The 11426-nt window shown below is 42.2% G+C and carries 9 protein-coding genes; all 9 read left to right on the top strand.

Annotated elements, in window-relative coordinates; translation table 11 throughout:
* A complete protein-coding gene (locus CMM32_12025; protein ID MBT07617.1) occupies positions 1–2238 on the top strand; it encodes a two-component sensor histidine kinase in 2238 nt (745 codons plus the stop codon).
* A gap of 39 nt (positions 2239–2277) precedes the next feature.
* Positions 2278–3669 (top strand): sigma-54-dependent Fis family transcriptional regulator, encoded by a 1392-nt coding sequence (locus CMM32_12030; GenBank protein MBT07618.1) that lies wholly within the window; start codon positions 2278–2280, stop codon positions 3667–3669.
* A 41-nt stretch (positions 3670–3710) separates the two neighbouring features.
* On the top strand, positions 3711–5087 hold the full coding sequence (locus tag CMM32_12035) for a Trk system potassium transporter TrkA (protein MBT07619.1): 1377 nt from the start codon (positions 3711–3713) through the stop codon (positions 5085–5087).
* Between the two features lie 23 nt (positions 5088–5110).
* Entirely contained in the window at positions 5111–6559 is a 1449-nt protein-coding gene (locus CMM32_12040; GenBank protein MBT07620.1) for a hypothetical protein, read from the top strand.
* 7 nt (positions 6560–6566) lie between these two features.
* Positions 6567–7424: a D-amino acid aminotransferase gene (locus CMM32_12045; GenBank protein MBT07621.1), complete on the top strand. Its 858-nt coding sequence runs from the start codon at positions 6567–6569 to the stop codon at positions 7422–7424.
* A 255-nt stretch (positions 7425–7679) separates the two neighbouring features.
* On the top strand, positions 7680–7913 hold the full coding sequence (locus CMM32_12050) for an RNA chaperone Hfq (protein MBT07622.1): 234 nt from the start codon (positions 7680–7682) through the stop codon (positions 7911–7913).
* A gap of 92 nt (positions 7914–8005) precedes the next feature.
* Positions 8006–9271: a GTPase HflX gene (hflX, locus tag CMM32_12055; protein MBT07623.1), complete on the top strand. Its 1266-nt coding sequence runs from the start codon at positions 8006–8008 to the stop codon at positions 9269–9271.
* A 141-nt stretch (positions 9272–9412) separates the two neighbouring features.
* Positions 9413–9700 (top strand): co-chaperone GroES, encoded by a 288-nt coding sequence (locus tag CMM32_12060; GenBank protein ID MBT07624.1) that lies wholly within the window; start codon positions 9413–9415, stop codon positions 9698–9700.
* A gap of 12 nt (positions 9701–9712) precedes the next feature.
* A complete protein-coding gene (gene groL / locus CMM32_12065) occupies positions 9713–11386 on the top strand; it encodes a chaperonin GroEL (GenBank protein ID MBT07625.1) in 1674 nt (557 codons plus the stop codon).
* Positions 11387–11426 lie beyond the last annotated feature (40 nt).

Consider the following 11426-nt stretch of genomic DNA (forward strand, 5'->3'; position numbering starts at 1 on the left):
ATGGCATCAACATTGCAGTCTTCCAATAAAAAATCGACGTACAGAGCAAAGATTTTTGCCCAAATGAAGGTTATTTTTGCTTCAAGAAAATTTGCAATTTCTGTTGTAATTACCTCTATCTTTTTTGGTTTGGCCACATACTCCGCCTTAACTGGAGCCGTCTCTGCTGAGGGAGCAGATCCATTAACTATTTTAATTCTGTTGAATGTTGATCTGGTGCTCCTTTTGGCTCTAGGTGCATTATTAGCACTCCGAGTAAATAGGCTATGGAACGAACGAAGAAAGGGCTCTATTGGGTCCCGGCTTCACTCCAGAATGCTTACTTTATTTGGTTTAGTTGCTGCGACTCCCGCCGTTGTCGTTGCAGTATTTTCAATTTCCTTTTTCAATTTTGGGCTGGAGGCCTGGTTTAACGAACGGGTAGTCACAGCATTTCAGAGATCACGTGCCGTTGCCTCTGCCTATATCAAGGACCATCAAGAGTTTATAAAAGCTGATGTATTATCCATAGCAGCTGCCATCAACCGCACGGATGTAGAGATAACTGCTAATTTTTCTGATTTTAGTAAATTACTAAATTCTTTAGCAGACGAGCGATCGGTATCCGAAGCTATCGTAATTAGGAGGGACGGAAAGGTCCTAGCTAGTACTAAGCTAAGTTTCTTGCTGACCTTCGATTCCTTGTCAAACAATTTTCTCGAGCAAGCCTCTAGAGGCGAAATTATTATCGCCACCAGCGATAGCAGCGATAGGGTAAGGGCTCTCGCCCGGTTAGACAATATCCCGGGTACGTTTGTTTATATTGGGCGCTTTGTAGATCGCGAAGTTCTTGAACATCTAGAAAGAGTGACTATTGCAGTAAACGAATACGAAGCATTGCAAAGTAAGTCCTCCAACATCCAAATTATTTTCACACTACTATATCTTATGGTGGCTTTGTTATTATTATTTGTGGCTATCTGGATTGGAATGATGTTTGCAAACCGTTTAGTTCGTGAGATATCAGATCTTGTCGTCGCAGCCGAAAAGGTCCGTGCTGGAGATCTGACCACCAGAGTTTCCGAAGGGGTGGAAGGTGATGAAATCGGTTCGCTTAATAGAGCATTTAACCGGATGACGAGCCAGCTACAACGTCAAAGAAAAGATCTTATCAATGCAAATCAGCAGCTTGATGAACGCCGAAGATTTACAGAAACTGTACTGTTAGGTGTTTCCTCTGGTGTGATTGGTTTGGATCAAAATAGAAAAATTTTTATCCCCAATCGTGCGGCACTTGATCTTCTTATGGCGCAGCCGGATGAACTAATAGGGTTAATGATTAATAATGTTCTTCCAGAATTCATGCCGCTGATGGAAGATCTTCAAGATTCTCAGCAGACCATGGTTCAAGATCAAATTCGGATAAACAGAAAAGGAAGAGTTCGAACTTTATTAGTACGCATGAATGCCCAAAAAGAGAGACATACAACGCTTGGTTATGTGGTAACATTTGACGACATTACTGAACTTGTAAATGCTCAAAGGGCAGCAGCCTGGAGTGATGTTGCGCGACGAATCGCTCATGAAATCAAAAATCCCTTAACCCCCATTCAATTGTCAGCAGAACGATTAAAGAGAAAGTTTTTGTCGGATATTGATAAAGATAAAGACATATTTGCAATGTGCACAGAAACCATAGTTAGGCAAGTAGCATCTATACGCAGCATGGTTGATGAATTTTCAACGTTTGCACGTATGCCCGCTCCTGTTCGGGAGCGAGTCAATATTGCTGAATTAATAAAAGGTGTTGTAAGTATGCACCGATTGGCGACTCCACAGATAGAATTTACGACAACGCCTATGGAAGATGCGATTCATGTTTCTTGTGACCACAAACAATTCAGTCAAGCAATTAACAATCTTATTTTGAATGCCATAGATGCGGTTGAGCATCTTCCTGACAGCGGTCGTTCCCCCAAAAAGATCGATGTAAAACTTGTTAGAATCGGCACAACCGAACTTGAATTAATGGTGGAAGATAATGGGTGCGGTCTTCCAAAACAACTAATTGATCGTCTGGTGGAGCCGTATATCACAACCCGAGACAAAGGAACCGGTCTAGGCTTAGCTATTGTTAAGAAAATCATCGAAGATCACGGTGGTGTACTAAACTTAAATGATCGTCCTGGTGGAGGCGCATCTATTTCCTTAAGATTTCCCATTGATAACATGACTGGCATATCAAAAAACACACCATAGTAAAAAAATAAACGTAATAACTTATAGTTGGAAAATTGAATGGCAACCGACATTTTGGTAGTGGATGATGAAGGTGATATTCGTTCATTGGTCTCCGGCGTCCTCAGTGATAACGGCATAGAAACCCGAGAGGCATGGGATAGTTCCACAACTTTTTCTGAGATACACAAACGAATTCCATCGCTGATACTTTTAGACATTTGGTTAGAAGGGAGCCCTGCTGACGGACTAGAAATTTTAGCTAAAATTAAGGAATTACATGAAGGGATTCCTGTTATTATGATAAGTGGTCACGGAAATATCGAGACAGCTGTTAAAGCCATTCGCTTAGGTGCCTACGATTTTATTGAGAAACCATTCGAAGTTGAACGTTTATTGTTGATTGTACAAAGAGCACTTGAAAGAAACAAATTAGAAAAAGAGAACATCGAACTCCGTCGAAAAACTGGTACTAAATTAGACATTATAGGAACGTCAACCCCAATAAGTATGGTTAGACAGTTGGTTGAACGTGTAGCCCCCACACAAAGTAGAGTTTTGATTGGAGGGCCTCCGGGCAGTGGCAAAGAGTTTATTGCGCGTATCATTCATCAGAAATCCCCACGTTCTGACAGCCCTTTTGTGGCATTAAATTCGGCGTCGATGACTCCTGAAATTGTTGAAAAGGAGTTATTCGGTTCTGAGCAAGCCGGTTCATCTGCTAATGGATCAATTCATATTGGCACACTTGAGCAGTCACATGGAGGCACCCTTTTTATCGATGAGGTGGGGGATATGCCAATTGAGACACAGGGAAAAATTTTAAGAGTTTTACAGGAGCAAAGTTTTGTTCGGGTGGGTGGAAGCAAGAAAGTATTAGTAGATGTTAGAGTGATAGCAGCAAGTAGTCGAAATTTATTGGAAGAAATAACTAAGAAAAATTTCAGGGAAGATTTATACTATCGGCTTAGCGTGGTTCCAATTCAGGTTCCCGCTTTGCGAGAGCGGCCAGAGGATCTTCCTGAATTACTGAAGTATTTTATGGATCTTGCCTCAGAAACAACAGGAATACCTGGGAGAAAATTCACAGAGGATGCCATAGCTGTTATGCAAACTTGTGAGTGGCCGGGAAATGTAAGGCAATTAAAAAACGTTGTAGAATGGTTATTGATTATGGCTCCGGGTGGCGAACAAACCCCACTTGATCCATCTATGTTACCGCCAGAATTAACCCAATCTACTCCAACGGCTTTACGACCAGATAAAGCAAAAGAAGTTATGGCGTTGACGCTAAGAGAAGCGCGGGAAATATTTGAACGACAATATCTGGAGTCTCAAATTAGCCGATTTGGACATAATATTTCTCGAACTGCAGCCTTCATAGGGATGGAACGTTCGGCATTACATCGTAAGTTAAAGGCTCTGGGCATTTATCCAAGTGAAAAACTTTAAAATTCATTCGGAAATGTTCGCATCTATAAGGAATTAATAAGGTGAAAGTAATAGTTTGTGGGGCAGGGCAGGTAGGGTTTGACATTGCACGGCAATTAAGTGCCGAAGATAATGATGTCATCGTAATAGACCACGACTATGAGCGCTTACGTAAAGTAAATGACGCATTAGATGTTATGACCCTCCAAGGGTTTGCATCATATCCAGACATACTGCAGTTAGCTGGCGCCGAAACTACTGATATGTTGATAGCCGTCACTCAGGTTGATGAAATTAATATGGTTGCTTGCCAAGTTGCCCACACACTTTTTAATATACCAATCAAAATTGCTAGAATTCGGCACCACGCATATCTCGAACCAAATTGGCAGCACCTTTTCAGCAGGGATCAAATGCCAATAGATGTCATCATATCTCCAGAAAATGAGGTTGTAGAATCCATAGGACGTCTTCTTGAATCTCCAGGCGCCACTGAGATTATAGGATTTTCAGAGGGCCGCATTAAATTGGTTGGCATGAGATTAAATGAAGATTGTCCAGTAATAAACACCCCACTCAAGCAATTAACTGAATTGTTCCCGGATCTCAATATTACAGTGGTTTACATAATTAGAGAAGAAGAACATATCCATCCCAAGGAAATGGAACAACTTCTTCCCAAAGACGAAATTTATTTCATAGCTGACAGTGCTCACGTAGGTCGAGCAATGCAGATATTTGGACACGAAGAAGTTCCCGCTCAAAACATTGTCATAATTGGAGCAGGAAATATTGGGTTACAACTCTGCAAAAACCTTCAAAAAAATGCGCAAGGAATAAATATTAAATTAATAGAATCTAATAAAGAACGAGCGCAAAAAGTTGCCGAGGAACTAGACGCCACGATTGTTATACATGGAGACGCTCTGGAAAAGGAAATTTTAGAAGAGGTTAATATAGCTGGGACTGATACAATTATCGCAGTAAGCGATGATGACGAGGTGAATATTCTATCATCCGTATTAGCCAAGCGCTATGGTTGCTTTAGTGCCGTAGCGCTGATCAATGAAACTACTTATGCGCCCCTAATATCGCCCTTAGGAATTGATACAGCCATAAGTCCTCGTGATATTACAGTCTCCCGTATTCTAGAGCACATTCGGAGGGGAAGAATTCATTCGCTTCACTCCCTGCAGAGTGGAAACGCCGAAGTCATTGAGGCCGATGCCTTGGAATCAGCTCCTGTTATAGGGGTACCACTACAAGACGCCAAATTACCTCGCGGGGTGCTAGTAGGCGCGCTTCTTCGTGACAATCAAGTGATAATTCCAAGGGGACAAACTATGATTCAAACGGGTGACAGAGTTATTATTTTTTCCCCTAAAGAGGCTATTAAAGCAGTAGAAAAATTATTCTCAGTCGCCTTTGGTTATTTTTAATATATTAAGAACCTTCTAACCTAATGCATCCTTCATCAATCTTGCGTGTCTTTGGCATAGTATGCCTGATTAAGGCCTTTTGGATGCTAGCTCCTCTGGTATTTGCCATAGCGAGCGAAGAACACATATCACAGCATGCTTTTGCTGTTAGCCTAGGTGTTTCACTGTTTATTGGTGTCACTGCATTGCTAACCACAAATCGGGTAAAAATTGCTCTGGGCAAGAGGGATTTGGCGATTCTAATCCCCATAATCGCGACTACTGCGACCATTCTGGGCGCATTGCCACTCTATCTATGCGGAAGCTTCCAACCCTTCTTTTATGCTAGTTTTGAGGCCCTCTCCGGGCTCACAACAACCGGCATGAGTTTGCATCCAAAACCAGAACTTCTCAGCCAAAGTGAACTTTTATGGCGAGCCATTCTCCAGTGGATGGGCGGGTATAGTACTTTGATTTTGGTTATTTGGGCGCTTCCATATTTGGGATTTGGAGGAGCGCTCAAAGCCGCCAAAGATGGCCATGAGAAACACAATTTGTTCCCACAATCATCTTTTAAGAAGACTTTAATAACTCTGCTAACAGTCTATTTAGTTATCAGCATTGTTTGCGCTCTGTCACTGTTTGTTTCGGGCCTGCCATTATTTGAATCAGTTTGTTATGCTATGAGCACTGTATCCACGGGTGGTTTTCTAGTTGAAAGTGATAGCCCGCTGGAATCTGGGAATAGGGCGGTAGAAATTGTTATAATGTTATTTATGGTACTTGGTGCTATGAATTTTGTAATACATGGAAAAGCTTTATCGGGATCCTTAAGAAACTATTTACAAGACCAGGAGAGCCAGAATTTTCTTATATTAATCCTTCTCAGTGCATGTATTGCCGTAGCAATTGTTGACGATTCCACAAAAGGAATCTTGAACTTTTACAACGCAATGATGCAAATAATCTCAATCGTAACAACGACCGGTTATCCTTCCCCCCAACCGGATACTTTTATTCCAGATTTTTATTTTTTATTACTTCTATTTTTAGCGGCTTTAGGGGGGAGCGGAAGTTCGACGTCCGGCGGGTTCAAAATTGCAAGACTTACTTTTTTTCTGCAACAATCCAAACAAGAGTTATACCGCTTGATCCATCCCCATTCCGTAACCCCAATAAATTATGGAGGTCATTCCATCTCCACAGACTCGATGAAAGTATTATCTGTATTTTCCATCAGCTTTATTGGACTAATAAGCCTGCTCACGGCTTTCTTGTCATTGAATAATATAGAATTTCCTCAGGCAATAACGTTAGCCATTGCAACTGTAACCAATAATGGGCCTAATATCATTGAAATTTCTGAGGAGACTAACTTTCTTCTAGAACTTCCCTGGGTAGCACAATTAGGTTTGATGTTAGGAATGTTAATGGGGCGGTTGGAAATTTTGTGTGTTCTAGTACTTCTTAATTTTTCTTTTTGGCGGAATTGAAGAACAAATGTCCCAAATTTCATACGTGAATGGTAGATATCTTCCACACAACAAGGCTTGCCTCCATGTGGAAGATCGTTCTACTCAGTTTAGCGACGGCGTATACGAAGTAATTGCAGTCATTTCCGGTAACTTAGTAGACTCGCAAATGCATTATAAACGTCTTTCTCGTTCATTAACCGAGCTTAAGATGAATCTGCCTATGTCTGTTAGCGCTTTACATTCAAATATCAAAGAAATAATACGGCAGAACCGATTGAAATCAGGCCTTATTTATCTTCAAATTTCTCGAGGATCGGCACCAAGAAACCATGTGATTCCGAACCTAATTAAAGAGTCAGTAGTAATAACTGCAAAACACTCAAAACCTAATGGCGGTAAACATGCCAAACAAGGTGTCTCAGTTATCACCACAGAAGATATTAGATGGAAACGTCCTGATATAAAATCTGTGTCCTTGCTTCCCAACGTATTGGCCAAAAATCAAGCGGCGCAGAGAGGCGCTTTTGAAGCCTGGTTGGTGGAGAGTGGGGGAAAAGAAATTGTAATTGAAGGCAGTAGTTCAAACGCGTGGATTGTTACCCAAACTAGCCAGGTAGTGACCCATCCTGAAGGGGTCAAAATGCTGAGTGGTGTCACCCGCAATAGAATTATTGATCTAGCAACATCGAATGGTATACAGGTGTTGGAAGCACCTTTTACGGTTACTCAAGCTAAAGCTGCTTCTGAAGCCTTCATGACCAGCACAAGTTCATTTGTAGTGCCTATTATTGAAATTGATGGGCATAAAATTGGTACGGGTAAATGTGGCCCCGTCACTACTGCGATACAAACTCTATATAATGACTTTACAAAAAAGTTATGAGGTGACCCTTAATTTCAATTTCGGAACCGAATGAAATATCTTTTAGCACCTATAAAATTCTCTGAATATACCAATTACTATCTTAACCTATTGAAATACATATAACTTTATATAGTTAGAAAATTGTTTTATTTAATAACAGCTAAGTTAGCCTGTGCTATTATTAGCTGTTAAGCGGATTGAGGAAACGAAGTATGTGTCTCCCGGATGACAGGGGTAAGTACACTTCAACTGGAGTTTTGGAGGAAACCCATCGTGGCCGCAGAAAAGAATCAAAATGTTCAGGATATTTTCTTGAACAATGTCAGGAAACAACGTGTACCTGTCACAATATTTCTCGTTAATGGAGTAAAGCTGCAAGGTAGTATTGCTTGGTTTGATAATTTTTCAATTATACTCAAGCGTGAATCTCAAACTCAGTTAATTTATAAACACGCAATTTCTACAATTATGCCGTCTGATGAATTAAGCCTCTTCGAAGATGAATGACTAATGACAGGCAAAGATCAAGTGGATCTAAAGAATTGCCAAAAGCGACAGAGTAATCGCATTTGACCCGAACTGTTATAATTCGTCCCGATATTTTCTGTTCAAAAAACGCATATCGTGACCCAGAGCGCGGGATTCAAGAGGCCGTAGCCCTTGCCAAGTCAATCGACCTTCTAGTGGTTGACGCGAAAATCGTTAAAATTAGACGACTAAGTCCCTCAACACTTTTTGGAACAGGTACAATAAAATCTCTAGCAGTAAACATCGATAATCAGAAAATAGAATTAGTGTTTGTAGATGGTAAGCTCTCGCCAGTTCAGCAACGCAAATTAGAAACTGAATGGAAATGCAAGGTTATTGACCGCACCGGAATCATTCTAGAAATATTCCAAACTAGGGCTAATACTCACGAAGGACGCCTCCAAGTGGAACTCGCAGCCCTTGATTATCAAAGAAGTAGGTTAGTTAGAGCCTGGACCCATCTAGAGCGGCAACGCGGCGGACGTGGATTTTTAGCAGGCCCAGGCGAATCTCAAATTGAAGCCGATCGTAGACAAATTGACCAACGGAGAAATCAAATCCGAGCAACCCTCAATAAAGTTGTAAAAACCCGTCAGGTGCAAAGAATACCAAGAGAAAAAATTCCCCTACCCCTAGTGGCTTTAGTTGGCTACACGAACGCTGGAAAATCAACCTTATTTAATCGCTTAAGTAGGTCCAATACCTACACTGCTAATCAACTTTTCGCCACTCTAGACCCAAAGATGTGTAAAATTGTCTTACCTTCCGGGTCCCCGGTTATTCTATCTGATACGGTGGGCTTCATTGGGGATATCCCAACTGAATTAATCGCCGCATTTCGGGCTACGCTAGAGGAGCTATGTCACGCAAGCATATTTCTCCATGTCAGGGATTTCTCTGATCCTGATAATCTGAACCAAAAACGTGATGTTCAGAAGACGTTAAAGGAGCTGGGTATCGAGGATGGAGATAATAATCTCAAGATGATTGAAGTTCTTAATAAAATTGATTTACTTATTGATAATACATCGATTTCTGAGTTGTATGCGAAAAAAAAGAAAAAGAATGTAGTATCAATTTCCAGTAAAACAGGTCTGGGATGTGATGAATTATTAAGATCAATAGACGCAATCCTCATGAAGCAACGCCAAATTTTTGAAATTAAAATACCGATGTCTGACGGGTCTGCTCTAGCGTGGTTGTACCGCAACGGAGTAGTTTTGTCCCGTATTGAAGGAAAAACTGATTTGTTACTTAAAGTGAGCATGGAACCAGGGAAAAAAGCCAAATTTCAATCGAGTTTTGGGCCACTAAGCGCAAAACCGAGCTTATTTTAAAATATTTGGTGTTAGAAGGCCTCTAATCCTTGACAGTTCCCCTCCCAGTTCCTATATGGCCTTATAGTTGAGTTGGCACTCGCTGTATCAGAGTGCTATTAGTGGATTTACAAAGGAAACTATAGATTTGGAGAGGCACGGATGAAAATCAGGCCGCTACACGACCGCGTAATGGTTAGGCGCGTGGAGGAGGACGAGCGGAGTGCAGGGGGTATAATTATCCCTGACACCGCCAAGGAGAAGCCCATGCAGGGCAAAGTCGTAGCCGCAGGTTCTGGGGCCCGCGACGATAATGGAAAAGTCATGCCGCTGGATGTTAAGAAAGGCGACACGATACTTTTTGGAAAATGGTCGGGAACCGAAGTAACAGTTGAAGGTGAAGAACTGTTGATAATGAAGGAATCCGATATAATGGGCATCATCGAGTAAGGAATTAGGAACATGCCTGCTAAAGATGTAAAATTTAGTGCTGACGCCCGCGAACGTATGCTTCGCGGCGTAGATACCTTGGCAAACGCAGTCAAGGTTACTTTGGGCCCGAAGGGCCGTAATGTTGTTCTCGATAAATCTTTCGGAGCACCCCGAGTTACAAAGGACGGTGTGACGGTTGCTAAAGAAATTGAGCTCAGCGATAAATTCGAAAATATGGGGGCGCAAATGGTGCGCGAAGTCGCCAGTAAGACGAGTGACGTCGCGGGCGATGGAACCACAACCGCCACAGTACTAGCCCAAGCAATTGTCCGCGAAGGGTCTAAAGCTGTGGCTGCTGGTATGAACCCAATGGACCTTAAACGTGGTATCGACAAAGCCGTTACAAATGTCTTGGGACATGTTGCCAAAACAGCCCGGCGTGTTGCTAGTCAGCAAGAAATTGCCCAAGTTGGTACAATTTCTGCAAATGGCGAGAGTGACGTTGGTGATATCATAGCCGAGGCAATGGAGAAGGTTGGCAAAGAAGGCGTCATCACCGTTGAAGAAGCTAAGGGTCTAGATACAGAGCTTGATGTAGTGGAGGGAATGCAATTTGATCGCGGTTATTTGTCTCCATATTTCATTACCAACCCTGAGAAGATGACCTGTGAGTTAGAAGATCCATATATTCTTATTCACGAAAAGAAGTTATCAAATCTGCAATCGCTACTTCCTTTACTGGAATCAGTGGTGAAATCTAGTCAACCGCTCTTAATTATTGCGGAGGATATTGAAGGTGAGGCACTGGCCACACTCGTTGTTAATAAATTGCGTGGTGGCCTCAAAATTGCTGGTGTAAAAGCTCCAGGATTTGGCGATCGAAGGAAAGCAATGCTAGAAGACATCGCAGTCCTTACGGGAGGTCAAGTTATCTCGGAAGACGTTGGCATAAAACTGGAAAATGTTTCTCTCGACATGCTGGGCCGTGCCAAAAGGGTGATGATTGATAAGGAAAATTCCACCATCGTTGATGGTGCGGGTAAAAAGAAGGGCATTGATGGCCGGATCAATCAAATCAAAGCTCAAATTGAAGAAACCACTTCCGATTATGATAGGGAAAAGCTTCAGGAACGGCTGGCTAAGCTTGCCGGTGGTGTAGCTATCATAAAAGTCGGTGGCATAACCGAGATTGAAGTAAAAGAGCGTAAGGACCGAGTTGAGGATGCTTTGCATTCAACTCGTGCTGCTGTGGAGGAAGGAATTGTTCCCGGCGGCGGCATCACATTAATATATAGCTCAAAGGGACTACCGAAACTTCAAGGTGATAACCCTGACCAGCAAGTTGGTATAGAAATTGTGAATAAAGCACTTCGTATGCCACTAAGAAATATCGCTGAGAATGCTGGTACGGATGGATCCATTGTCATTGGAAAAATCCTAGAGTCTAAAGACAACCGGTTTGGCTTTGACGCCCAAACTGAAAAATACAGAGACATGGTCAAAGCTGGAATAATTGATCCGGCTAAAGTCGTTCGCGCTGCCTTACAAGATGCGGCATCTGTTGCAGGACTACTAATCACAACGGAAGCCATGATTGCAGACAAGCCTGAGAAGAAAGATGATGGCCCTGCAGGCGGCGGCATGCCACCCGACATGGGCGGTATGGGTGGTATGGGCGGCATGGGTGGTATGGGTGGATTCTAGATAGAAACCCACACTAGTATACCATACAGTCAACCTGTTT

The sequence above is a fragment of the Rhodospirillaceae bacterium genome, assembly GCA_002728255.1.
Classification (GTDB): domain Bacteria; phylum Pseudomonadota; class Alphaproteobacteria; order UBA7887; family UBA7887.